The organism is Streptococcus sp. HMSC070B10, from assembly GCF_001808665.1.
Taxonomy (GTDB): Bacteria; Bacillota; Bacilli; order Lactobacillales; family Streptococcaceae; genus Streptococcus.
In genome coordinates, this window is the sequence record NZ_KV794152.1 from 120849 (window position 1) to 145949 (window position 25101).

General features: G+C 38.3%; 18 protein-coding genes. 13 read left to right on the forward strand and 5 right to left on the reverse strand.

Annotated elements, in window-relative coordinates; genetic code table 11:
* From HMPREF2613_RS02190 to metK, 6 genes are all read left to right on the forward strand, one after another.
* Positions 1–605, forward strand: a 605-nt coding sequence (locus HMPREF2613_RS02190; protein ID WP_070478657.1) for a cell division ATP-binding protein FtsE, incomplete at its 5' end; no start/stop codon positions are given.
* A complete protein-coding gene (ftsX, locus tag HMPREF2613_RS02195; RefSeq protein WP_042751472.1) occupies positions 598–1524 on the forward strand; it encodes a permease-like cell division protein FtsX in 927 nt (308 codons plus the stop codon). The genes HMPREF2613_RS02190 and ftsX, both read left to right, overlap by 8 nt.
* Positions 1525–1703: 179 nt before the next feature.
* Complete coding sequence (locus tag HMPREF2613_RS02200; RefSeq protein WP_080975965.1) at positions 1704–3884, forward strand: PTS transporter subunit IIBC; 2181 nt, start codon at positions 1704–1706, stop codon at positions 3882–3884.
* Between the two features lie 51 nt (positions 3885–3935).
* Positions 3936–4751 (forward strand): endonuclease/exonuclease/phosphatase family protein, encoded by an 816-nt coding sequence (locus HMPREF2613_RS02205; RefSeq protein WP_049492222.1) that lies wholly within the window; start codon positions 3936–3938, stop codon positions 4749–4751.
* Positions 4752–5042: 291 nt separating this feature from the next.
* Positions 5043–6386: a DEAD/DEAH box helicase gene (locus tag HMPREF2613_RS02210; protein WP_070478659.1), complete on the forward strand. Its 1344-nt coding sequence runs from the start codon at positions 5043–5045 to the stop codon at positions 6384–6386.
* Between the two features lie 362 nt (positions 6387–6748).
* Positions 6749–7939, forward strand: a complete 1191-nt coding sequence (gene metK, locus HMPREF2613_RS02215; protein ID WP_033681393.1) for a methionine adenosyltransferase — start codon at positions 6749–6751, stop codon at positions 7937–7939.
* A gap of 83 nt (positions 7940–8022) precedes the next feature.
* Here metK and HMPREF2613_RS02220 read toward each other — a convergent pair whose 3' ends face one another.
* The 5 genes from HMPREF2613_RS02220 to HMPREF2613_RS02240 form a co-directional block, all read right to left on the reverse strand.
* Positions 8023–8658, reverse strand: coding sequence for a GNAT family N-acetyltransferase (locus tag HMPREF2613_RS02220; RefSeq protein WP_070478662.1), 636 nt, complete (start codon positions 8656–8658; stop codon positions 8023–8025).
* A 134-nt stretch (positions 8659–8792) separates the two neighbouring features.
* Positions 8793–9092, reverse strand: coding sequence for a DUF1827 family protein (locus tag HMPREF2613_RS02225; RefSeq protein ID WP_000767189.1), 300 nt, complete (start codon positions 9090–9092; stop codon positions 8793–8795).
* Between the two features lie 58 nt (positions 9093–9150).
* Positions 9151–9603 (reverse strand): NUDIX hydrolase, encoded by a 453-nt coding sequence (locus HMPREF2613_RS02230; RefSeq protein ID WP_061589831.1) that lies wholly within the window; start codon positions 9601–9603, stop codon positions 9151–9153.
* A 129-nt stretch (positions 9604–9732) separates the two neighbouring features.
* On the reverse strand, positions 9733–11991 hold the full coding sequence (locus HMPREF2613_RS02235) for an ATP-dependent Clp protease ATP-binding subunit (RefSeq protein WP_049492218.1): 2259 nt from the start codon (positions 11989–11991) through the stop codon (positions 9733–9735).
* A gap of 229 nt (positions 11992–12220) precedes the next feature.
* On the reverse strand, positions 12221–12451 hold the full coding sequence (locus HMPREF2613_RS02240) for a DUF1797 family protein (protein ID WP_000443570.1): 231 nt from the start codon (positions 12449–12451) through the stop codon (positions 12221–12223).
* Positions 12452–12641: 190 nt separating this feature from the next.
* Between HMPREF2613_RS02240 and HMPREF2613_RS02245 the strand changes: the two genes are divergently transcribed.
* The 7 genes from HMPREF2613_RS02245 to HMPREF2613_RS02275 form a co-directional block, all read left to right on the forward strand.
* The gene (locus tag HMPREF2613_RS02245; RefSeq protein ID WP_001011642.1) at positions 12642–13325 is read left to right on the forward strand and encodes an amino acid ABC transporter permease; all 684 of its coding nucleotides are present in this window, start codon (positions 12642–12644) and stop codon (positions 13323–13325) included.
* On the forward strand, positions 13325–14059 hold the full coding sequence (locus tag HMPREF2613_RS02250; RefSeq protein WP_000140957.1) for an amino acid ABC transporter ATP-binding protein: 735 nt from the start codon (positions 13325–13327) through the stop codon (positions 14057–14059). The genes HMPREF2613_RS02245 and HMPREF2613_RS02250 overlap by 1 nt, the downstream gene beginning before the upstream one ends.
* A gap of 352 nt (positions 14060–14411) precedes the next feature.
* Entirely contained in the window at positions 14412–14975 is a 564-nt protein-coding gene (locus HMPREF2613_RS02255; RefSeq protein ID WP_033681420.1) for an HAD family hydrolase, read from the forward strand.
* 14 nt (positions 14976–14989) lie between these two features.
* Positions 14990–16936 (forward strand): DNA topoisomerase (ATP-hydrolyzing) subunit B, encoded by a 1947-nt coding sequence (gyrB, locus tag HMPREF2613_RS02260; protein ID WP_000134040.1) that lies wholly within the window; start codon positions 14990–14992, stop codon positions 16934–16936.
* Positions 16937–17017: 81 nt separating this feature from the next.
* Positions 17018–18745: a septation ring formation regulator EzrA gene (gene ezrA / locus HMPREF2613_RS02265; protein ID WP_049492215.1), complete on the forward strand. Its 1728-nt coding sequence runs from the start codon at positions 17018–17020 to the stop codon at positions 18743–18745.
* 136 nt (positions 18746–18881) lie between these two features.
* Positions 18882–20273 carry a peptidoglycan-N-acetylglucosamine deacetylase PgdA gene (gene pgdA, locus HMPREF2613_RS02270; RefSeq protein ID WP_070478664.1) on the forward strand — a complete coding sequence of 464 codons (1392 nt, stop codon included), beginning with the start codon at positions 18882–18884 and terminating at the stop codon, positions 20271–20273.
* 207 nt (positions 20274–20480) lie between these two features.
* The coding region (locus tag HMPREF2613_RS02275; protein ID WP_261673957.1) for a S8 family serine peptidase at positions 20481–25101 on the forward strand (4621 nt) is incomplete at its 3' end.

Genomic DNA, 25101 nt, shown 5'->3' on the forward strand with positions numbered 1-25101 from the left:
GGGAATTTGCCTATATCGTAGGTCCGTCAGGAGCTGGGAAATCAACATTTATTAGAGCATTGTACCGCGAAGTAAAAATCGAAAAAGGAAGCTTAACTGTTGCTGGTTTTAATCTGGTTAAAATTAAAAAGAAAGATGTCCCTCTCCTACGTCGTAGTGTTGGGGTTGTCTTCCAAGATTATAAACTGTTACCAAAGAAAACCGTTTATGAAAATATTGCTTATGCAATGGAAGTTATTGGTGAGAGCCGCCGTAATATCAAAAAACGTGTTATGGAAGTTTTAGACTTGGTTGGATTGAAGCATAAGGTTCGTTCTTTCCCAAATGAACTTTCAGGGGGAGAACAGCAACGGATTGCAATTGCACGTGCTATTGTAAACAATCCAAAAGTATTGATTGCGGACGAACCAACAGGAAACTTGGACCCAGATAATTCATGGGAAATTATGAACTTGCTGGAACGCATCAATCTCCAAGGTACAACTGTCTTGATGGCTACCCACAACAGTCAGATTGTAAATACCTTGCGCCACCGTGTCATTGCCATTGAAAATGGCCGTGTCGTTCGTGACGAAGCTAAAGGAGAATATGGATACGATGATTAGTAGATTTTTTCGTCATTTATTTGAATCATTAAAAAGTTTGAAACGAAATGGCTGGATGACAGTAGCTGCTGTCAGTTCAGTTATGATTACTTTGACCTTGGTTGCAATATTTGCATCTGTTATCTTTAATACGGCTAAACTAGCTACAGATATTGAAAATAATGTTCGAGTAATGGTATACATTCGTAAGGACGTAGCTGATAATAGTGAGACGATTGAAAAAGAAGGTCAAACTGTTACAAATAACGACTACCATAAGGTATATGATGCTTTGAAAGGTATGTCAACCGTTAAAAGTGTTACGTTTTCAAGTAAAGAAGAACAATATGAAAAGTTGACAGAAACAATGGGGGACAACTGGAAAATCTTTGAAGGCGATGCCAATCCTCTCTATGATGCATATATCGTTGATACCAATACACCAAGTGATGTAAAGACAGTAGCAGAAGAGGCTAAAAAAATCGAAGGTGTATCAGAAGTTCAAGATGGTGGTGCTAATACAGAACGCTTGTTTAAGTTAGCCTCATTTATTCGTGTCTGGGGACTAGTTATCGCTGGATTATTGATTTTCATTGCGGTGTTCTTGATTTCTAATACTATACGTATCACCATCATTTCACGAAGCCGTGAAATTCAAATCATGCGTTTAGTAGGTGCTAAGAATGGCTATATCCGCGGGCCTTTCTTGCTTGAAGGTGCCTTCATTGGTTTGCTTGGAGCAACACTTCCATCAGTTTTGGTATTTATTGTCTATAAAATGGTTTACCAATCGGTTAATAAGTCATTGGTTGGTCAGAACCTTTCGATGATATCACCAGAAATATTCAGTCCACTGATGATTGCTCTATTATTTGTGATTGGAATTTTTATCGGTTCAATCGGATCAGGAATTTCAATGCGCCGATTCCTGAAAATCTAAAATAGAAGTATATTTGAGGAGGTTTTAATATCTCCTTTTTTCTACAAAAATTTTAGAAAAAAGTCTACTTTTTTTTATAAAAGCCTTTACAAAAAAAATTAAAGTGGTATAATTAATACATAGTTAAGTGCAAACGTTTTCGTAAAACGTTTGCCTAAATAAAAATAAAGGAGATTTGAATGATGAAAGATACATTCAAAAATGTCTTGTCTTTCGAGTTTTGGCAAAAATTCGGTAAGGCTTTGATGGTGGTTATCGCGGTTATGCCGGCTGCTGGTTTGATGATTTCAATCGGTAAGTCTATCGTAATGATTAACCCAACTTTTGCACCACTTGTAGTTACTGGTGGAATTCTTGAGCAAATTGGTTGGGGGGTTATCGGTAACCTTCACATTTTGTTTGCCCTAGCAATTGGAGGAAGCTGGGCTAAAGAACGTGCTGGTGGTGCTTTCGCCGCTGGTCTTGCCTTCATCTTGATTAACCGTATCACTGGTACAATCTTTGGTGTATCAGGAGATATGTTGAAAAATCCAGATGCTATGGTCACAACTCTCTTTGGTGGTTCAATCAAAGTTGCTGATTACTTCATCAGTGTTCTTGAAGCTCCAGCATTGAACATGGGTGTGTTTGTAGGGATTATCTCAGGTTTTGTAGGGGCAACTGCTTACAATAAATACTACAACTTCCGTAAACTTCCTGATGCACTTTCATTCTTCAACGGGAAACGTTTTGTACCATTTGTAGTTATTCTTCGTTCAGCAATCGCTGCAATTCTACTTGCTGCCTTCTGGCCAGTAGTTCAAACAGGTATCAATAGCTTTGGTATCTGGATTGCCAACTCACAAGAAACTGCTCCAATCCTTGCACCATTCTTGTATGGTACTTTGGAACGTTTGCTCTTGCCATTTGGTCTTCACCATATGTTGACTATCCCAATGAACTACACAGCTCTTGGTGGTACTTATGACATTTTAACTGGTGCAGCTAAAGGTACTCAAGTATTTGGTCAAGACCCACTATGGCTTGCATGGGTAACAGACCTTGTTAACCTCAAAGGTACTGATGCAAGTCACTACCAACAATTGTTAGACACTGTTCACCCAGCTCGTTTCAAAGTTGGACAAATGATCGGTTCATTCGGTATCTTGATGGGTGTGATCGTGGCTATCTACCGTAATGTCGATGCTGATAAGAAACATCAATATAAAGGTATGATGATTGCGACAGCTCTTGCAACATTCTTGACAGGGGTTACTGAACCAATCGAATACATGTTCATGTTTGTAGCAACACCTATGTACCTTGTTTACTCACTTGTTCAAGGTGCTGCCTTCGCTATGGCTGACGTAGTAAACCTACGTATGCACTCATTCGGTTCAATCGAGTTCTTGACTCGTACACCTATCGCTATTAGTGCTGGTATCGGTATGGATATTGTTAACTTTATTTGGGTAACTGTTCTCTTTGCCGTAATCATGTACTTTATCGCAAACTTCATGATTCAAAAATTCAACTACGCAACTCCAGGACGTAACGGTAACTACGAAACTGCTGAAGGTTCAGAAGAAGCTAGCAACGAAGTGAAAGTTGCAGCAGGTTCTCAAGCTGTAAACATTATCAACCTTCTTGGTGGACGCGCGAACATCGTTGATGTTGATGCATGTATGACTCGTCTTCGTGTTACTGTTAAGGATGCAGATAGAGTTGGTGATGCAGAACAATGGAAAGCAGAAGGAGCTATGGGGCTTGTCATGAAAGGACAAGGAGTTCAAGCTATCTACGGTCCAAAAGCAGACGTATTGAAATCTGATATCCAAGATATCCTTGATTCAGGTGAAATCATTCCTGAAACTCTTCCAAGTCAAATGACAGAAGCGCAACAAAACACTGTTCAATTCAAAGGTCTTACTGAGGAAGTTTACTCAGTAGCAGACGGTCAAGTTGTTGCCTTGGAACAAGTGAAAGATCCAGTATTTGCTCAAAAAATGATGGGTGACGGATTTGCTGTAGAACCTGCAAATGGAAACATTGTATCTCCAGTTTCAGGTACTGTATCAAGCATTTTCCCTACAAAACATGCTCTTGGTCTTGTGACTGAAGCGGGTCTTGAAGTACTTGTTCACATTGGTTTGGACACAGTAAGTCTTGAAGGAAAACCATTTACTGTTCATGTAGCTGAAGGACAAAAAGTTGCAGCAGGTGATCTTCTTGTCACAGCTGACTTGGATGCTATCCGTGCAGCAGGTCGTGAAACTTCAACAGTGGTTGTCTTCACAAATGCTGAAGCTATTAAATCAGTTAAATTAGAACAAACAGGTTCTCTTGCAGCTAAAACAGCAGTTGCTAAAGTAGAATTGTAATACACTTGAGGTTGGAAGCTGTTTTCCAACCTCTTGTTTTAGGAGAAAAGCATGAAATTTTTAACACTCAATACTCATAGCTGGATGGAAAAAGAAGCCGAGGAAAAATTCCAGCTTTTGCTTGAAGATATTCTTGATAAAGATTATGATTTGATTTGTTTCCAAGAAATCAATCAGGAAATCACCTCGCCTAAGGTAGAAGTTAATGATCTCTATCAAGCTTTGCCAGCAGCTGAGCCGATTCATCAAGATCATTATGTTAGACTTTTGGTTGAAAAGTTGTCAGAGCAAGGGAAAGATTACTACTGGACTTGGGCCTATAACCATATTGGTTATGACCGCTACCATGAAGGTGTGGCTATCTTGTCTAAAACACCTATTGAAGCAAGAGAAGTTTTGGTTTCAGATGTGGATGATCCAACAGACTATCATACTCGCCGTGTCGCTCTAGCTGAAACTGTAGTTGATGGTAAGGAGCTTGCAGTTGCCAGTGTCCACCTTTCTTGGTGGGATAAAGGTTTCCAAGAAGAATGGGCACGATTTGAGGCTGTCTTGAAAGAATTGAACAAGCCACTTTTGCTTGCTGGAGATTTCAACAACCCAGCTGGTCAGGAAGGTTACCAAGCTATTTTAGCTAGTCCATTAGGCTTACAAGACGCATTTGAAGTTGCTCAAGAGAAAAGTGGTAGTTATACTGTTCCACCAGAAATTGATGGCTGGAAAGGGAACACAGAACCCCTTCGAATCGACTATGTTTTTACTACCAAAGAGTTAGCGGTGGAAAATTTACATGTCGTATTTGATGGCAACAATAGTCCGCAAGTTAGTGATCACTATGGCTTGAATGCTATTTTAAACTGGAAATAATAACTGATACTCTTTGAAAATCTCTTCAAACCACGTCAACGTCGCCTTGCCGTATAGATGTTACTGACTTCGTCAGTTCTATCTGCAACCTCAAAACACTGTTTTGAGCAACCTGCGGCTAGCTTCCTAGTTTGCTCTTTGATTTTCATTGAGTATGAAAAGAGGTTGGAATCATGAAATTCCAGCCTTTTTCTGACTAGAGATGCTACTGGAAATAGCCTAAATAAGTGAGACTACTGAAATGGAATAAAATGTGGTATAATTGATAGGATAGATAGAATCGAGGGTATTATGTCATTTACGAAATTTCAATTTAAAAACTATATTAGAGAAGCCTTGGAGGAGTTGAAATTTACAACTCCAACAGAGGTACAAGATAAGTTGATTCCCATTGTCCTGGCAGGCCGAGATTTGGTTGGAGAATCAAAAACAGGTTCAGGTAAGACTCATACTTTCTTGTTACCAATTTTCCAGCAATTAGATGAAGCTAGTGATAGTGTACAGGCAGTGATTACGGCACCGAGCCGTGAGTTGGCTACTCAGATTTACCAAGCAGCTCGTCAGATTGCAGCCCACTCAGAAGTGGAAGTTCGTGTGGTTAATTATGTGGGGGGGACAGATAAGGCTCGCCAGATTGAGAAATTGGCAAGTAACCAGCCTCATATTGTTATCGGAACGCCTGGACGTATCTATGACTTGGTTAAATCCGGTGATTTAGCTATTCACAAGGCCAAGAACTTTGTGGTCGATGAGGCAGACATGACCTTGGATATGGGATTCTTGGAAACTGTTGATAAGATTGCTGGCAGCCTTCCAAAAGACCTGCAATTCATGGTCTTCTCAGCGACTATCCCACAAAAACTGCAACCATTCTTGAAAAAATACTTATCAAATCCTGTTATGGAGAAAATCAAGACCAAAACGGTTATTTCTGATACTATTGATAATTGGTTGATTTCTACTAAGGGACGTGATAAGAATGCTCAAATTTACCAGTTGACTCAGTTGATGCAACCGTATTTGGCAATGATTTTTGTTAACACTAAAACGCGTGCTGATGAATTACATTCATATCTGACTGCTCAAGGCTTGAAGGTGGCAAAAATCCATGGAGATATTGCCCCTCGTGAGCGCAAACGTATCATGAACCAGGTGAAAAATCTGGATTTTGAGTATATTGTCGCAACGGATTTGGCCGCGCGTGGAATTGATATTGAAGGTGTCAGCCATGTTATCAATGATGCCATTCCGCAAGATTTATCTTTCTTTGTGCACCGAGTTGGTCGTACTGGACGAAATGGCCTACCAGGTACTGCTATTACCCTTTATCAGCCAAGTGATGACTCAGATATCCGTGAGTTGGAGAAATTGGGAATCAAGTTTACTCCTAAGATGGTCAAAGACGGGGAATTTCAAGATACTTATGACCGTGATCGTCGTGCCAACCGTGAGAAAAAACAAGATAAACTTGATATCGAAATGATTGGTTTGGTTAAAAAGAAAAAGAAAAAAGTCAAACCAGGTTATAAGAAAAAAATTAAATGGGCGGTTGATGAAAAACGCCGCAAGACCAAGCGCGCTGAAAATCGTGCTCGCGGTCGTGCAGAGCGTAAAGCAAAACGCCAAACATTTTAATTAAAAAGGTTGGAGTACTGAGCTCCAATTTTTTTTTATTTATGAGAACGAACTATCTAAACAGAAACACTACATTAAAGACTGCAAATTGCGCTAAAAAATGGTATAATGATAGAGTTATATAGTCCCGATAAGATGGTAGGCATTTATCGCGAAGAGTTTTCCTATCAGTACTTTGTAATTTGCAAAGACTGACGGCTCCATACGGTTGCCGCTATAATGCGGTCACCCTATGCGCCTTACTAGCTTCAGAAATAAAAAATTATCGTTTTTATTTCTTTCGCGTCGTAACTCTTAGACTATAGAAATACCTATCAGTACTTTGTAACTCTATAACACTATTTTTAAGGGGGGACATTTTTATGTCAGAACGTAAATTATTCACGTCTGAATCTGTATCTGAGGGGCATCCGGATAAGATTGCAGACCAAATTTCAGATGCGATTTTGGATGCTATTTTAGCTAAGGATCCAGAGGCGCACGTTGCTGCTGAGACAGCTGTATATACTGGTTCCGTCCATGTTTTTGGTGAAATATCTACAAATGCTTATGTGGATATTAACCGTGTGGTTCGTGACACTATTGCAGAGATTGGCTACACCAATACAGAATATGGTTTTTCTGCTGAGACTGTAGGAGTACATCCATCTTTGGTGGAACAATCTCCTGACATTGCTCAAGGTGTTAACGAAGCCTTGGAGGTTCGTGGGAATGCAGACCAAGATCCGCTTGACCTGATTGGCGCTGGTGACCAAGGGCTCATGTTTGGATTTGCAGTGGATGAAACAGAAGAGCTCATGCCATTGCCAATCTCACTCAGTCATAAATTGGTTCGTCGTCTGTCAGAACTTCGTAAGTCTGGGGAAATCAGCTATCTTCGCCCAGATGCTAAATCACAAGTTACTGTTGAGTATGATGAAAATGACCGTCCAGTACGTGTGGACACAGTTGTTATTTCAACTCAGCACGATCCAGAAGTCAGCAACGAACAAATTCATAATGATGTGATTAACAAGGTCATTAAAGAGGTTATTCCAGCCTCTTACTTGGATGAGCAAACAAAATTCTTCATCAATCCTACTGGTCGTTTTGTAATCGGTGGACCTCAAGGGGACTCAGGTTTGACTGGTCGTAAGATTATCGTAGATACATATGGTGGCTACTCTCGTCACGGCGGTGGTGCTTTCTCTGGTAAAGATGCGACTAAGGTGGACCGTTCTGCGTCATATGCGGCTCGCTACATTGCCAAGAATATCGTTGCAGCAGGTCTTGCTAAGAAGGCAGAAGTGCAACTGGCCTACGCTATCGGTGTTGCGCAACCTGTTTCTGTTCGTATCGATACCTTTGGTACAGGAACAGTAGCTGAAAGCAAGCTTGAAAAAGCAGCTCGTCAAATCTTTGATCTTCGCCCTGCAGGGATAATCCAAATGCTAGACCTCAAGCGTCCAATTTACCGTCAAACAGCGGCTTATGGACACATGGGACGTACAGATATTGACCTTCCATGGGAACGTTTGGATAAGGTAGATACTTTGAAAGAAGCAGTCAAATAGATAAGAAAACCAACGTTTTGAACGTTGGTTTTTATAAATATAAGTTATCCTTATTGAAATAGGATTTGTAAATTGCTGGCCTGTTATAATTTATTCATTGTTTTTAAAAATGCCCAGTTACCAATTGATTTTGCCCCGTATTTTAAGTCCATATAGTCCAGTAATACATAATCGTTTTTTTTGTAGAATGAGGTATTTCTAGCTGTACTAGTTATGAGTCCCAAGTGTTTACAGCCTTTTGATTTGACATAAGGTTCAATCCCTTGTGTCAGAAAAGTACTGCCTATTCCCCGCCCCTTACTTTCTATATTGACAGCTAAAGCCATCAAATACCAATCAAACTCCCCTGATTGTTCTAAATGCTTTTTGGAACGTTTTACAAAGTCAAAGTATTTAAGGAGATTTTGTGGTCGAATGTAGCGAAAAATGTTTGTCCCACCATTTCGTAGATAGGATAGTATACAGAAATCATTTTGTTGCAAAAGGGCAACTGCAAGTAATTCTCCATCTTGTTCCGCAACCAAACAGTTTCCTTTTTTAATATAGACTCTAGTAAGCAGAATTTGCAATGTTTCTACAAAAGCAGGATAGGAGTCAGGTTTCTTCAAATCATCCCTTATAATCGTTAAAAAGGGATAGTCAAGAAAAGAATTAGTTAATAGTTTTCCAATTTTTTCGTATTCTTCAAGTCTTGCCTCTCGATATATCATGTCTCCCATGCTTGTCTCCTTTGTTACCTATAAAATTGTGTATGATAGGATTTCAAGATAAAAAATTGGAGATGATTTAAAAAGCTAAATAAACCCAATTTTGTTCCATAAGGTTTAAAGCACTTTCTAATCTCTCCAAGATTTTATTTGGTTGGAATCGAAATTCCAATTAATTTTTCTGAATAGAGGGTTTTGATATTGGCTTCATCAATAGAGTCCTTATCAATTTTACGTTTCAAGAAAAATTCTTGAATAGCTTCGATTTCAGGTTCGCGAATAGCGCGGTGTTTGTTTGAGATGAGGATTTCATAGTGAAGCGGAGCTTGGGTAAAAATAACATCTGTATTACCTGCAGAATAAACTTCAACAAGGGTTGCATCTGTACTTTCTAGCTGGCTTTTTACAAGTTGCGAGTGTGAGTTTGTTGTATTGATAAGCTTCATAACATTTCCTCCGATTTTCTAATTCTATTATAGCACTTTTTGAATAAAGTAGCTTGATTTAGCCAATCTTATGCTGTTTTTTCCAAGATTCGATAGCCCATTTATGGCTACCACGTTTGAGGTTTTCAATAGCCTCATCAATAGGGAACCAGGCAATATGATTAAAGTCTTCTAGTGGCTTTTGCACTTCTTTGAAAGAAATCGCTTCATAGAGGTAGGCTGGATTGTAGTAGTAGGTGTCACGGTGACGAGAATAGAAATATTCGTCAGCTTGTCCGTAATAGGTACCAATTTCAGCTGTAAAGCCAAGCTCTTCAATCAATTCACGCTTTAGGGCTTCTTGATGATTTTCACCTGCTTCAATTTCACCACCTGGTAGGAACCAAGCACCATTAGGTGCTTGAACAAGAACAATTTGTTTTTGTTCAGCATCAGGGATAACTGCATATACGCCATAGCGTGAAACATAGTCTGTATTTGCTTTCTTTTCTCCGAAAGTTGGGTTTGCCATTGGATTTTCCTCATTATTTATTATCTTTATTATTATCTTAATGGACAAAGACCGAGCTGTCAAGAATTTATAGTTATTTTAATAAAAAGGAGCAGAAAATTTTCATTTTCTACTCCTTTTCTGTAGGATTTATACTTCTTTTTCAGAAGTTTTTACTTCAGCTTTTTTGGCAGATTTAATCTGAATCTTGCCCTTGCTGGTCATCACTGCCTTGAGGTCTTTTTCGCTTGGATTTTCAAGGTAGTAGTCAGTGATTGCGTCTTCAATATAGTCTTGAATAGTACGACGAAGTGGGCGCGCCCCCATTTTTGGATCATATCCGAGGTCAACCAATTTTTCCTTAACCTTGTCAGTTACATCCAAATGAATGTTGTTGCTAGAAAGGCGCTTGTTAACGTCTGCTAGCATAAGCTCGACAATCTGAAGGAGGTTGTCCTTGCTGAGAGCCTTAAATTCGATAATACCATCAAAACGGTTCATAAACTCTGGGCTAAAGAAGTTACCGAGTTCACCGAGAACAGAATTGGTACGTCCTTCGCGAGCTGCCCCAAATCCAACGCTGGCTTCTGCCTTACCTGTACCTGCATTTGAAGTCATGATGATGATAGCGTCCTTGAAGCTAACGGTACGTCCTTGCCCATCTGTCAAACGACCATCGTCCAAGACTTGAAGGAACATATGCATAACATCTGGATGGGCTTTCTCTACTTCATCCAAGAGAATAAGTGAGTAGGGATTGCGGCGGACTTTTTCAGTTAATTGCCCAGCCTCATCGTAGCCAACATAACCTGGAGGGGCGCCGACCAACTTAGCCACGCTGTGTTTTTCCATGTATTCGCTCATGTCAAAGCGAATCATGCTGTCAGCAGAACCAAAGAGTTCGATGGCCAGTTGTTTGGAAAGTTCTGTCTTACCGACACCAGTTGGTCCGACAAAGAGGAAGCTTCCAATTGGACGGTTAGGCGTACCGAGACCGACACGATTCCGGCGAATAGCCTTGGCAATCTTATCGACTGCATCATCTTGGCCAATAACATGAGACTTGAGGTCTTCAGCTAGATGGATGAGTTGAGATTGTTCTTTCTCTTTCAAATCACCAACAGGGATATTGGTTTTCTGCTCGATAATGTGCTCAATGGTTTTTTCACTGATGATAGGAGTATCTTGGTCTGTGACCTTTTTCTTTTGCATTTCCTTATACTTGGCAATCTGGTCGCGGAAGTAGGCGGCCTTCTCAAAATCTTCTTCTCGTGTAGCTTGAGATTTGAGATTTTCAGCCTCAATCAAGCGTTGATCAATCACTTTAGGATCCACAAAATTCAAGGTCAAGTTCATCTTAGAACCAGCTTCATCCAGGAGGTCGATGGCCTTGTCAGGCAAGAAGCGATCTTGGATGTAGCGATTGGAAAGAGTTGCAGCTGCTTCAATTGCAGCATCGGTATACTGAACGTGGTGGTAGTCTTCGTATTTCTTTTGAATTCCTTTGAGGATAGTGATTGTTTCTTCTACTGTTGGTTCATCGACCTTAACAGGTTGCATACGGCGTTCTAGGGCAGCATCTTTTTCAATGATGCGGTATTCATTGAGGGTAGTTGCACCGACCAGTTGCAGTTCACCACGAGCAAGGGCTGGCTTGAGGATATTTCCTGCATCCATATTGCCATCGCCCGCAGATCCCGCACCGACAATTTCATGGATTTCATCGATAAAGAGGATAATATCCTCACGTTTGCGAATTTCTTCCATGAGCTTTTGCATGCGTTCTTCAAATTGTCCACGAATACCCGTTCCTTGAACTAGGCTAACCACATCCAGACGGATGACTTGTTTACCTTGTAGTTTATGTGGAACATCGCCATCAACGATTTTCTGAGCTAGACCTTCGACAACGGCAGTTTTCCCGACACCTGGTTCACCGATAAGAACAGGATTATTCTTGGTTCTGCGATTGAGAATCTCAATGACACGGATAATCTCATCATCGCGTCCAATAACGGGATCTATATCTCCACGACGGGCAATTTCAGTTACGTTGATACCAAATTCTTCCAGCAGGCCTTTTTCTTGGCTTGGTGGAGGAGTTTGAGCAGGTCCACGATTTTGGGAACCATAACCGCCGTTTCCACCGTAACCTCCACCTGATTGGGTTGGGGGAGTCGGAGGAGTGTTGTTAGAAGGTCTAAAATTGTTTAGGTCATTGAAGAAATCACCAAAGGGATCAAAGTCACGATTGTTCAGATCCGTCATACCTTTAAAGAGGCTATTGTTAGGATCCGTCTTGATAATCTTATAGCAGTTTTGACAAAGGTCAATTTGTTTTTGCTTTCCGTTAAGATTGGTATAAAGATGAATTGTTGAGTCATTGATTTTACAGTTTTGACAAAGCATACATCTACCTCATTTCTTTCTTTAGCCTGACCTGTTTAAAGGTCAAAAATAGTCAAATTTCTATACTCTCATTATAACAGGATTGGGGTGTAAAGCAAGTAAAAAGATTGCAGCTTTGAGAAGTTGTTACAAGGAAAATTTTTGTGATTTTAGGGAATAAAAAAATCCTATTTGTGAGACAAAAAGGATTTTGGTTAGACATGCAGGGTGTAACCCAGCTTGTTTTGTATTAGTAAAGGAGTTCGTAAATCTCCATTGCAATCAAGTCAATGCTGTCAAACGTATAAGTTTCGCGAGCTTCGACATCACGAAGGGTAAAGATTGAGCCGTTTTCTTCGTCGTGGCTGTATGCAACTTCTGCAACAACAACTCCTTCGCGTTCAAAATTTCGTTTTAAATTTCCGCCGTCTTTAGCCATTGCTTCAAGGCGGTTGATGATTCTAACCAAATGTGATTCCATTTTGATTCTCCTTCATTTCTTATCGTTACTATTTTACCATAAAGGAGGCCAACTTGCCTAGAAAAAACTAAGATTTCTCGCTAATTCTACCAGCTTAAAGATTTTTTGAATAAATTAGACAAAATATTTGAATTTTAATTCAATTCATGTTATAATCATACAGTATTCTATTTTAGAAAGCAGTGTGACTATGAATTTTTCTTTTTTACCAAAGTATTTACCTTATTTTAACTACGGGGCTGTCGTAACGGTTCTCATTTCTATCTGTGTTGTCTTTTTGGGGACTATTTTGGGTGTTGTTTTGGCTTTTGGGCAACGTTCAAAGTTTAAACCGCTTGTTTGGCTCGCCAACTTGTACGTTTGGATTTTCCGCGGGACACCGATGATGGTTCAGATTATGATTGCTTTTGCTCTAATGCATATCAATGCTCCGACTATTCAGGTTGGAATTTTGGGTGTTGATCTTTCTCGTCTGATTCCAGGGATTTTGATTATCTCAATGAACAGTGGTGCTTATGTGTCTGAGACTGTTCGTGCAGGAATAAATGCGGTTCCTAAGGGGCAGTTAGAGGCAGCTTATTCTTTAGGGATTCGTCCTAAAAATGCGATGCGCTATGTGATTTTGCCACAAGCTATCAAAAATATCTTGCCAGCATTGGGGAACGAATTTATCACCATTATCAAGGATAGTTCCCTTTTATCAGCTATTGGTGTCATGGAGTTGTGGAATGGAGCTACAACAGTTTCTACGACAACCTATCTACCTTTAACACCACTTTTATTTGCAGCCTTTTATTACTTGATTATGACCTCTATTTTGACAGTAGCCTTGAAAGCTTTTGAAAAACGTATGGGACAAGGAGATAAAAAATAATGACAGAAACCTTGATAAAAATTGAAAATTTACATAAATCCTTTGGAAAGAATGAAGTATTGAAGGGAATCAACCTCGAGATTAAAAGAGGAGAAGTTGTCGTTATCATCGGTCCTTCAGGGAGCGGGAAATCTACCTTGCTCCGCTCTATGAATTTGTTGGAAGAAGCAACCAAAGGGAAGGTTATCTTTGAGGGAGTTGATATTACGGACAAGAAGAATGACCTCTTTGCCATGCGTGAGAAGATGGGGATGGTTTTCCAACAATTTAATCTCTTTCCTAATATGACTGTGATGGAAAATATCACCTTGTCTCCTATCAAGACTAAAGGTGAAAGTAAGGAAGTTGCAGAGAAGAGAGCTCAGGAACTTTTGGAAAAAGTTGGTTTACCAGATAAGGCAACTGCTTATCCACAGAGTTTGTCAGGTGGTCAGCAACAGCGGATTGCTATTGCGCGTGGTTTAGCTATGGAACCAGATGTTTTGCTCTTTGACGAGCCAACTTCAGCCCTGGACCCTGAAATGGTAGGTGAGGTGTTGGCTGTTATGCAAGACTTAGCTAAGTCAGGAATGACCATGGTTATCGTAACACATGAAATGGGATTTGCTCGTGAGGTGGCAGACCGTGTCATCTTTATGGCAGACGGTGTGGTTGTTGAAGACGGAACACCTGAACAGATTTTTGAACAAACCCAAGAACAACGGACTAAGGACTTCTTGAGTAAGGTTTTATAATTTATTTTAAAATTTCAAGACAAGATTAGTGAAAAGCTAGTCTCAATACCACTCAAGTGGAACTTACTTTGAGAAGTTCCCCACCCCCTTATTAATAACATCCATAAATTGGATATTAGGATTTTTAATATAAAGTAGTTTTGTGTTAAAATATAATTGTTCCATATGATTCTCTCTAATGATGGTTTGGTTACTTTTCATTATAGATTATATGGGGCTTTTTTCTACAAGAAAATAGGTTTCATAATATCTATAAGAAATTTATCCTATATAAATATCATAGAGCATTTTTTATGTGGAAAACTCAGGGAAATCATCGCTTTTTTCATAAAAAAATGCTATAATGAAGGGTATGAAATATCACGATTACATCTGGGATTTAGGTGGAACTTTACTAGATAATTACGAAACTTCAACAGCTGCATTTGTTGAAACATTGGCATTGTATGGCATCACACAAGACCATGACAGTGTCTATCAGGCTTTAAAGGTTTCTACTGATTTTGCGATTGAGACATTCGCTCCCAACTTAGAGAATTTTTTAGAAAAGTACAAGGAAAATGAAGCCAGAGAGCTAGAACATCCGATTTTATTTGATGGAGTTTCTGGTTTATTGGAAGATATCTCAAATCAAGGTGGCCGTCATTTTTTAGTTTCTCATCGAAATGATCAGGTCTTGGAAATTTTAGAAAAAACCTCTATAGCAGCTTATTTTACAGAAGTGGTGACTTCTAACTCAGGCTTTAAGAGAAAACCAGATCCTGAGTCCATGATTTATTTAAGAGAAAAGTATCAAATTAACTCTGGTCTTGTCATCGGTGATCGGCCGATTGATATCGAAGCAGGGCAAGCTGCTGGACTCGATACCCACTTGTTTACCAGTATCGTGAATTTAAGACAAGTATTAGACATGTAAGAAAAAGGAATAAGATGACAGAAGAAATTAAAAATCTGCAGGCACAAGATTATGATGCCAGTCAAATTCAAGTTTTAGAGGGCTTAGAGGCTGTTCGTATGCGTCCAGGGATGTATATCGGATCGACCTCAAAAGAAGGTCTTCACCATCTAGTCTGGGAAATTGTTGATAACTCAATTGATGAAGCCTTGGCAGGATTTGCTAGCCATATTCAAGTCTTTATTGAGCCCGATGATTCGATTACAGTTGTTGATGATGGGCGTGGTATCCCAGTCGATATTCAGGAAAAAACAGGTCGACCTGCCGTTGAGACTGTCTTTACTGTTCTTCACGCTGGAGGAAAGTTTGGCGGTGGCGGATATAAGGTCTCAGGTGGTCTTCACGGAGTGGGGTCCTCAGTTGTTAACGCCCTTTCAACTCAATTAGACGTTCATGTCCACAAAAATGGTAAGATTCATTACCAAGAATATCGTCGTGGTCATGTTGTCGCAGATCTTGAAGTAGTTGGAGATACGGATAAAACGGGAACAACAGTTCACTTTACACCGGATCCAGAAATTTTCACTGAAACAACCACTTTTGACTTTGATAAATTAAATAAACGTATTCAAGAATTGGCCTTTCTAAATCGTGGTCTTCAAATCTCCATTACAGATAAGCGTGAGGGGTTAGAACAAACTAAGCATTACCACTATGAAGGTGGGATTGCTAGCTACGTTGAATATATCAATGAGAACAAGGATGTTATCTTTGATACACCAATCTATACTGACGGTGAGATGGATGATATCACAGTTGAAGTAGCCATGCAGTACACAACGGGTTACCATGAAAATGTCATGAGTTTCGCCAATAATATCCACACCCATGAAGGTGGAACGCATGAACAAGGTTTTCGTACAGCCTTGACACGTGTTATCAACGATTATGCTCGTAAGAATAAGTTACTGAAAGACAATGAAGACAACCTAACAGGGGAAGATGTCCGTGAAGGACTAACTGCAGTTATCTCAGTTAAACACCCAAATCCACAGTTTGAAGGACAGACCAAGACCAAACTGGGGAATAGCGAAGTGGTTAAGATTACCAATCGTCTCTTCAGTGATGCCTTCTCTGATTTCCTTATGGAGAATCCTCAAATTGCAAAACGCATTGTAGAAAAAGGAATTCTGGCTGCTAAGGCTCGTGTGGCTGCCAAGCGTGCGCGTGAAGTCACTCGTAAAAAATCTGGTTTGGAAATTTCCAACCTTCCAGGTAAACTAGCAGACTGCTCTTCTAACAATCCTGCTGAAACAGAACTCTTCATCGTCGAAGGAGACTCAGCTGGTGGGTCAGCCAAATCTGGTCGTAACCGTGAATTTCAGGCAATTCTTCCAATCCGCGGTAAGATTTTGAACGTTGAAAAGGCAAGTATGGATAAGATTCTAGCTAACGAAGAAATTCGTAGTCTTTTCACAGCGATGGGAACAGGATTTGGTGCAGAATTTGATGTTTCAAAAGCTCGTTACCAAAAACTTGTTTTGATGACCGATGCCGATGTCGATGGAGCCCACATTCGTACTCTTCTTTTAACCTTGATTTATCGTTATATGAAACCAATTTTAGAAGCTGGTTATGTTTATATCGCCCAACCACCAATCTATGGTGTCAAGGTTGGAAGCGAGATTAAAGAATATATCCAGCCAGGAGCAGACCAAGAAATTAAACTCCAAGAAGCCTTAGCCCGCCACAGTGAAGGTCGTGCCAAACCAACTATTCAGAGGTATAAAGGTCTGGGTGAAATGGATGACCACCAATTGTGGGAAACAACCATGGATCCGGAACATCGCTTGATGGCCAGAGTTTCTGTGGATGATGCAGCTGAGGCAGATAAAATCTTTGATATGTTGATGGGGGATCGAGTAGAGCCTCGTCGTGAGTTTATCGAAGAAAATGCCGTCTATAGTACACTTGATGTCTAAAAAATCGGGAGAACTAGTTCCCTTGGTCTAAAAAATATGATATAATCATTACGATTGTTTCAAGTAAAAAAGGAGTTTAATATGTCTGGTACACTAGTAATTTATCTTGCAATTGCTGTTGCAGTTTTCTTAGTGATTGCCTATGCTATCGCAATCTACGTACGAAAACGCAATGAAAGTAAATTAGCAATTTTAGAAGAGAAAAAAGAAGAGCTGTACAATCTTCCAGTAAACGATGAAGTTGAAGCTGTAAAAAATATGCACTTGATTGGACAAAGTCAAGTGACTTTCCGTGAGTGGAACCAAAAATGGGTTGACCTATCTCTTAACTCTTTTGCGGATATCGAAAATAATCTTTTTGAGGCAGAAGGCTATAACAACTCATTCCGTTTTTTCAAGGCCAGTCATCAAATAGACCAAATCGAGAGTCAAATTACCTTGATTGAAGAAGATATTGCGGCAATTCGTAATGCTTTGGCAGATTTGGAGAAACAAGAGTCTAAAAATAGTGGACGTGTTCTTCATACTTTGGACTTGTTTGAAGAGTTGCAACACCGAGTGGCTGATCATTCTGAAGAATATGGCCAAGGTTTATCTGAAATCGAAAAACAATTGGAAAATATCCAATCAGAGTTTTCTCAGTTTGTTACTTTGAACACTTCAGGTGACCCAGTAGAAGCTGCTGTGATTTTGGATAATGCTGAAAATCATATCTTGGCTTTGAGTCACATAGTAGATCGCCTGCCAGCAATTGTAAAAACATTATCTAAAGAGCTACCTGATCAATTGGAAGATTTGGAAGACGGTTACCGTAAACTTTTAGATGCTAATTATCATTTCGCTGAAACGGATATTGAATCTCGCTTCCAATTGCTTTATGAAGCTTTGAAGAAAAACCACGAAAATATTGCACAATTAGAGTTGGATAATGCTGAGTATGAAAATACTCAAGTTCAAGAAGAAATCAATACACTCTATGATATCTTTACACGAGAAATTGCTGCTCAAAAAGTAGTAGAAGGCTTAGTTGCAACCCTTCCTACATATTTGAAACACATGAAAGATAGTAATGCTGTTTTAGTGGAAGATATTCAACGATTGAGTAACAATTACCTACTATCTGAAACGGATGTTAGTCATGTTCATAAATTACAAGCTGAGTTAGAATCTTTAGAAGAATCTGTATTGGAATTAACTTCTGAACAAGAGGAACATTCTGAACCGTATTCATTCCTTGAAGATCGTTTGGAAAACTTACAAGCGACTTTGAAGGAAATTGAAGATGAACAAGTTGCGGTTAGTCAACGTCTTGCTCAGATTGAAAAAGATGATATCAATGCTCGCCAGAAGGCAAATGTTTATGTTAATCGTCTTCACACAATTAAGAGATATATGGAAAAACGCAATCTTCCAGGTATTCCTCAGAATTTCTTACAGTTATTCTTTACAGCAAGTAACCATACTGAAGAGTTGATGGCTGAACTAGAAGAAGCTCGGGTCAATATCGAAGCTGTGAACCGTATGCTTGAAATTACAACCAATGATATGGAAGCACTTGAAGAAGAAACATATAATATTGTTCAATATGCAACATTGACAGAACAATTGCTACAGTATTCGAACCGTTACCGCTCATTTGATGAACGAATTCAAGAAGCTTTTAATGAATCATTAGAAATTTTTGAAAAAGAATTTGATTATCATGCTTCATTTGATAAGATTTCGCAAGCTTTGGAAGTTGCAGAACCAGGTGTAACCAACCGTTTTGTCACTTCATACGAAAAAACACGTGAGACGATTCGTTTCTAACATAATAAAAGGCTCTATAATATTTGTAGTGGGTAAATCCCCCTATAGATATTATGGAGCCTATTTTTTTGTTCAAAACGAGTAATAGTACTTATTTCTCATTGAAATTATAGCCTGAATTTGATATGATATTTCTATGGATAAAAGTAGAGCAAATCGTGTTGAGCACGATAAAAAGAGAATCGGTTTAATAGCCCTAGTAGCTATCTTTTCAGTAAGTATTTGTGTCCTTGGTTCAATGATTGGATACAAAATATATACAAAGCAAAGTTTTGAACAAAGGATTGAAACGCTCAAAAAAGAGAAAGATGATCAATTGAGTGAGGGAAATCAGAAAGATCATTTTCGTAAGGGACAAGCCGAAGTAATTGCCTATTATCCTCTCCAAGGGGAGCAAGTGATTTCATCTGTAAAAGAAATCATGACACAGGATATTAAGGAAAATCTGGAAGACAAGGAAAATCTAGTTTTTTATTATACGGAGAAACAGGATTCGACTTTAAAAGGGATTGTTAACCGAAGTGTGATGAAACAAGTCTATGATTTAACTTCGTCAAAAGTTGAAGAGACTGAAAAAACTAGTCTGGCAAAAGTCCATTTGACAGAAGATGGTAAACCTTTTACACTTGATCAATTATTTTCAGATCCTAGTAAAGCCAAAGAGCAGTTGTTAAAAGAAATCACCTCTTTCTTACAGGATAAGAAATTGGACCAAGAAAAGATTGATCAAGTTGTTAAAGGCTTCTCTGATCAAGACTTGTCTGGATGGAATTTTGATTACAAGGATAGTCAGATTATCCTTTATCCAAGTCAGTCAGTTGAAAATCTAGATGAGATTGCTTTACCAGTATCTAGTTTCTTTGATGTAGTACAATCCTCTTATTTATTAGACAAGGATGCCGAACTTTATAAGGCTTATTATGAAAAGAAAAACCAAAAAGTGGTAGCTCTAACTTTTGATGATGGACCAAATCCTGCAACGACAAATCAAGCATTAGATACACTTTCTAAGTATGGTATCAAGGCAACTTTCTTTGTTTTAGGTAAGAATGTTTCTGGAAATGAAGAGATTTTGAAACGCATGAAATCGGATGGCCATGTTATTGGAAACCATAGTTGGAGTCATCCAGTGCTTTCAAAACTTTCACTTGACGAAGCTAAAAAACAGATTACTGATACTGAGGATGCGCTAACTAAAGTGTTGGGTTCTAGTTCCAAACTTATGCGTCCGCCTTATGGAGCCATTACAGACGACATTCGAAATAGCCTTGATTTGAGTTTTATTATGTGGGATGTGGATAGTCTGGATTGGAAGAGTAAGAATGAAGCAGCAATTTTGACAGAGATTCAACGTCAAGTTCGTAATGGTTCGATTATCTTAATGCATGATATCCATGCTGAAACAGTCAATGCTTTACCAAAGATTATAGATTATCTAAAAGAGCAAGGATATCACTTTGTCACAGTTCCTGAAATGCTTAATTCACGATTAAAAGCACATGAACTATTCTATGATCGTGATCAGTAAGATTTTTGTTGAATGATCAATTAAATAGCAAGTAATTTTTCAATAAAGAAATTTAGTCTTGTATCACTCGAGACTAAATTTTTTTATGCTTAAATCTCGTAAGAGGATTGGTTAATATTACAATTTTGTTACAAAATAAGTTTTTGATAGAATTTTCTGATAATTTAGTATATAATACTTTTAATTTAAATAAAAAGGAGTGATTTTATGGGAGATTGCAAAGATTTTTGCCATAAAAAGTACCAAGTAGCAACGATTTTTCTGCTAACGGTCTTTGCATTCGGATTTACTTTCGCACAGGTTAGTGCCGATGAGGAAAAATTTGAAACATCCAATCAAGTTACACATGCTGTAACGACTAATAAATTAGATGATTCAAATAAGCTCGCACCGCCAGTCACGGCTGACAAGAATGCTCTAAATTCTTCTTCGAAGGAAAAAACAGAAGTGACAGAGTCATTAAAACAAGATGATTCTATAGAATATAGAGATAATAAGTCAGACAAGAATGTAACCACACAGAAAGAAACGACTGCTATAAAAAGTGAAGAGAAGAAGGAAGAATCAGCAGTGAAAAGTAATTCTTCTTCGGAAAGCATCCAATCACAGTCGTTATCTCAAGCTGGACAGAAAGAAAAGCCAAACAGTATCTCCAGTAATGAAATTATTACTGTCCCTAAAACCTGGGAAGCAGGACATAAAGGACAAGGAACTGTAGTCGCTGTTATAGATTCAGGTCTTGATTTGAATCATGAGGTTTTGCGTATTTCTGATCCGTCAAAGGCGAAATTTAAAAATCAGGATGATATCGAAAAAGCTAAAAAGGCTGCTGGTATTGACTATGGGAAATGGTACAGTGATAAAGTAGTATATGCTTATGATTACTTTGATGGAACTGATAATATAAAAGAGGCTGAAAAAGAGTCTCATGGGATGCATGTTACTGGGATTGTAGCAGGAAATCCTGTTAATAAAGCCCCAAATTCTGAGAAGGTTTATGGGGTGGCGCCAGAAGCTCAAATTATGTTTATGAGAGTTTTTTCAGACAGAAATAAAACTACAGCCTCTGCCCTCTATGTAAAAGCTATTGATGATGCTGTTGCATTAGGTGCAGATGTGATCAATATGAGTTTGGGTGCAGGTGCGGGTTCAACGGTAGATGCAGGTTCAGATATCATTGATGCAGTAAAAAGAGCACGCGCTAAAGGAGTATCTGTTGTTATTGCTGCTGGTAATAGTAATACTTTCGGTAGAGGTTTTTCACAACCATTGGCAGCAAATCCTGATTATGGTCTCGTCGGAAATCCCTCTACAGTGGAAGATTCAATTTCTGTTGCTTCGATTAATAATAAAATTCTAACTACTGAAGTTTTTGAAGTAAAAGGTTTAGAAAATGATTCTACCCTTGATTATGGTAAGTTTGATTTTAATAGACCTGAAACAGAAAAAGATTTTGAAAAAGGGAAAGAATACGAATATGTAGCAGCGGGTATTGGTCGTGAAGAAGATTTTGCTAATATTGATGTAAGAGGCAAGTTAGCACTGATTCAACGTGGTAAAATTCATTTTTCTGATAAGATTAAAAATGCTCTTAAACACGGTGCAGCTGGAGTTTTAATTTATAACAACGTTGAAGGTGCAAATGTTAGTATGTCTGTTACAGGTGATGCTAAGAAAATCCCATCTGTCTTTATTTCAAAACATTATGGTGAAATTCTTAAGTCTGGTCAGTATAAAATTGTCTTTAATCACAAGATGGATAATCGTAAATCAGACGTTGCAGACCAATTATCAGATTTTTCAAGTTGGGGAGTTACAACTGATGGACAATTGAAACCAGATGTTACTGCACCTGGTGGAAATATCTATTCATCATTTAACGACAATAGCTATGGAAGTATCAGTGGAACAAGTATGGCGGCCCCTCATGTAGCTGGTGTCGCAGCATTAGTCAAAGAATATTTAGCAAAGAAACATCCTGAATTATCAGCTAGTCAAATTTCAGAGATTGTAAAAGCTTTAATTATGTCTACTGCAAAACCACATTTTAATAAACAAACTGGAGCCTATACTTCTCCACGTCAGCAAGGTGCGGGCGTAGTTGACACGATGGCGGCAACAAGTACAGATTTATTTGTAACAGGTGCAAATAACTATCCAAGTGTTACTCTTGGCAATGTTGGTGATAAATTTACCTTTGAAGTTACAATTCATAATATTTCGGATAAAGACCAAACATTGAAGATGATTGTAAATACAAATACGGACGAAGTTGAAGAAGGGAAATTCACTCTCCGTCCACGAAAACTAACTGAAACAGTTTGGCCTGAAGTAACTGTGAAAGCTCATAGTACGAAGACGGTAACGGTTAGTGTAGATACAAGTAAGTTTACTGAAGAACTTAGCAAAATAATGCCAAATGGATATTTTCTAGAAGGATTTGTTAGATTTGTTAATCCTGCAGATGATGGTTCTGTTATTGGTTTACCATTTATGGGATTTAAGGGAGAATTCCAAAATCTACCTGCAATTGAAAAACCAATTTATCAATTAATTAAGGAAGGAAACAGTGGATTTTACTCTGAAATTGATAAAGATAATCCAGGAATTTCACCTTCAGACGATGCAACTTATTTAACAAGTTCTGAAAATGATGTAAATGTTTTAAAAGCAGAGCGTCAAGGAAATCGAGTGACTGTACTCGGAGTGAAACAAGATGCTGAAGGAAAATACCATCTTCAATTAGATGAAAAGGGGAACATCCGCCTTGCCATCTCGCCAAATGAGGATGGTAATAAAGATTCTGTTCAATTTAAAACTCTTGTCTACAGAAACTTGGTAAATCTTCGTGCGACGGTTTATGATTCTTCGGATACAACACACAGTAAGCCTATTTGGCAAAGTCGTCCAACAGACCTTGTAAAAAATTATTTTGATGGTGATACTAGAAATCCAAGAAGTTACATTGTAGATAAAACAGCTTGGGGAGGACAGGATTCTAATGGAAATCGAGTCTCTGATGGAATTTATGACTATGTTATTAGTTATAAGCCAGATGTCCCTGGAGCTAAGGAACAATACACAATATTTAAAATTCAAATCGATACACAAAAACCTCTGATTACTTCGGGATATATTCGTTCTAAAGAAGAACAAGAACAATTTATAGCTCGCAAACCTCAGGATGTAGGAAATGGTGGAATTCTTCTAGAAAAAGTCTTTTATATTCGTCCTTCTGAAAATAGAGAGGCGACAGATTCAGAAATAGAACAGTATCAAATTATCAAACAAAATGAAGATGGTAGTTATACACTTCCTAAGAACGTTGATAAATCGAAAATCTTCTATTATGTAGAAGACTTTGCGGGAAATGTAGATTTTATATCTCTCAAAGATCTTGTAGGTGAAGAAAATAGTGGTCGTGTAAAAATTGCTATACTAAACAATAAAACCAAGGATGAGATTGATACAACTTATGTTTATCGCATTAAAAATAGCGAAGGTCAATATGTAACCGTTGATAAGTCAAAAGATATTAATTTCTTGAAATTTGGGCATTATGTTGCGGAAATTTTTAGCTATGACCGTACAGAGTTGAAATTTGTGAGTGCTCTATCTAAGGAATTTGATTTAACGAAAGAAAATAGTTTTCAAACTATTACCTTCTTGGCTAACAAAATGAAATATGCCCCAGTAACGGTTGGATTTAATCAAGCTGTTCCTGGAACTACAACGATTACTTTAGTAGGTGAAGACGGTCAGAGTCAAGTCTTGCCAGCTGAAACATATGGTAAACATTCTTATGGTAAGAAAGTAGTTACTGGTGAGTATAAAGTTCTTGTAAATCTATCAAACGGTTATGAATTACTTGATAATCTTCAACCATTTAAAGTTCTGTTTGGTAAAAATAATGTTTTGTCACTTTCAGTTGTTTCTAAGTTAGCTCTGATTGCAGCTTTAAATAAACAAATGGAAGTAGTTAAAACTCCGAGATATTATAATACAAAACAGAAGTTAAAAGAAATTTTTGATCAAAGTGTCAAAGATGCGCAACTAGCATTGGGAAGTAAACTTAACCAAGATAAAATTGACCAAATTGTTAAGGCTTTAGAGTCTGCTATGCAAACATTGGATGGTAAGGAATCTGATATCACATCATTGAAGAATGCTATTAAAGCATATGCTGAGACAGTTAAAAAAGGTAAATATATAAATTCTGATCAAGAACGCAAAGGTCAATATGATCGTGAATTTAAACTCTTGGCATTATTAATTACAAAAGATTTGATAACTCAAGATGAAATCGACCGTCTATTGACCGCTTTCTTGAAAGCACAAGACCAGCTGAATGGGAAAGAAACAGATTTCATGAGCTTAAAAAATGTTATCGTGGATGAAGTGAAGTTCCAAGACAAAGATCCAAGATTTTTGGCAGCTAGCAAAGAGGAGAAAGATGCATATAATCTTATTTTCAACAAAGCTAAGCTACTTTTGGAAAATGCAGAAGCTAGTCAAGAAGAAATTAATGCAGTAATCAATGCTCTAAAAGAGACGGCTGTAAAACTTAAGGCTAATAAAGTAGAGATTCCAATCAAACCAGTTGCACCAGTTAAGCCGGTTATTCCAACTAAACCAGTTGTAACGATTAAACCAGTTATTCCAGCTAAACCAGTTGTAACGATTAAACCAGCTAATCCAACTAAACCAGTTGTAACGATTAAACCAGTTATTCCAGCTAAACCAGTTGTAACGATCAAGCCAGTTATTCCAACTAAAGCAGTTGCATCGGTTAACCCAGTTATTCCAACTAAACCAGTTGTAACGATTA

What these genes read in the sequence shown, in the direction of transcription:
- HMPREF2613_RS02255 (WP_033681420.1), top strand. Translation starts at nt 14,412, where the DNA reads ATGAAATATCACGATTACATCTGGGATTTAGGTGGAACTTTACTAGAT.
- HMPREF2613_RS02210 (WP_070478659.1), top strand. Translation starts at nt 5,043, where the DNA reads ATGTCATTTACGAAATTTCAATTTAAAAACTATATTAGAGAAGCCTTG.
- HMPREF2613_RS02225 (WP_000767189.1), bottom strand. Translation starts at nt 9,092, where the DNA reads ATGAAGCTTATCAATACAACAAACTCACACTCGCAACTTGTAAAAAGC.
- ftsX (WP_042751472.1), top strand. Translation starts at nt 598, where the DNA reads ATGATTAGTAGATTTTTTCGTCATTTATTTGAATCATTAAAAAGTTTG.
- HMPREF2613_RS02230 (WP_061589831.1), bottom strand. Translation starts at nt 9,603, where the DNA reads ATGGCAAACCCAACTTTCGGAGAAAAGAAAGCAAATACAGACTATGTT.
- HMPREF2613_RS02235 (WP_049492218.1), bottom strand. Translation starts at nt 11,991, where the DNA reads ATGCTTTGTCAAAACTGTAAAATCAATGACTCAACAATTCATCTTTAT.
- pgdA (WP_070478664.1), top strand. Translation starts at nt 18,882, where the DNA reads ATGGATAAAAGTAGAGCAAATCGTGTTGAGCACGATAAAAAGAGAATC.
- HMPREF2613_RS02245 (WP_001011642.1), top strand. Translation starts at nt 12,642, where the DNA reads ATGAATTTTTCTTTTTTACCAAAGTATTTACCTTATTTTAACTACGGG.
- ezrA (WP_049492215.1), top strand. Translation starts at nt 17,018, where the DNA reads ATGTCTGGTACACTAGTAATTTATCTTGCAATTGCTGTTGCAGTTTTC.
- HMPREF2613_RS02220 (WP_070478662.1), bottom strand. Translation starts at nt 8,658, where the DNA reads ATGGGAGACATGATATATCGAGAGGCAAGACTTGAAGAATACGAAAAA.
- HMPREF2613_RS02240 (WP_000443570.1), bottom strand. Translation starts at nt 12,451, where the DNA reads ATGGAATCACATTTGGTTAGAATCATCAACCGCCTTGAAGCAATGGCT.
- HMPREF2613_RS02250 (WP_000140957.1), top strand. Translation starts at nt 13,325, where the DNA reads ATGACAGAAACCTTGATAAAAATTGAAAATTTACATAAATCCTTTGGA.
- metK (WP_033681393.1), top strand. Translation starts at nt 6,749, where the DNA reads ATGTCAGAACGTAAATTATTCACGTCTGAATCTGTATCTGAGGGGCAT.
- HMPREF2613_RS02205 (WP_049492222.1), top strand. Translation starts at nt 3,936, where the DNA reads ATGAAATTTTTAACACTCAATACTCATAGCTGGATGGAAAAAGAAGCC.
- HMPREF2613_RS02200 (WP_080975965.1), top strand. Translation starts at nt 1,704, where the DNA reads ATGATGAAAGATACATTCAAAAATGTCTTGTCTTTCGAGTTTTGGCAA.
- gyrB (WP_000134040.1), top strand. Translation starts at nt 14,990, where the DNA reads ATGACAGAAGAAATTAAAAATCTGCAGGCACAAGATTATGATGCCAGT.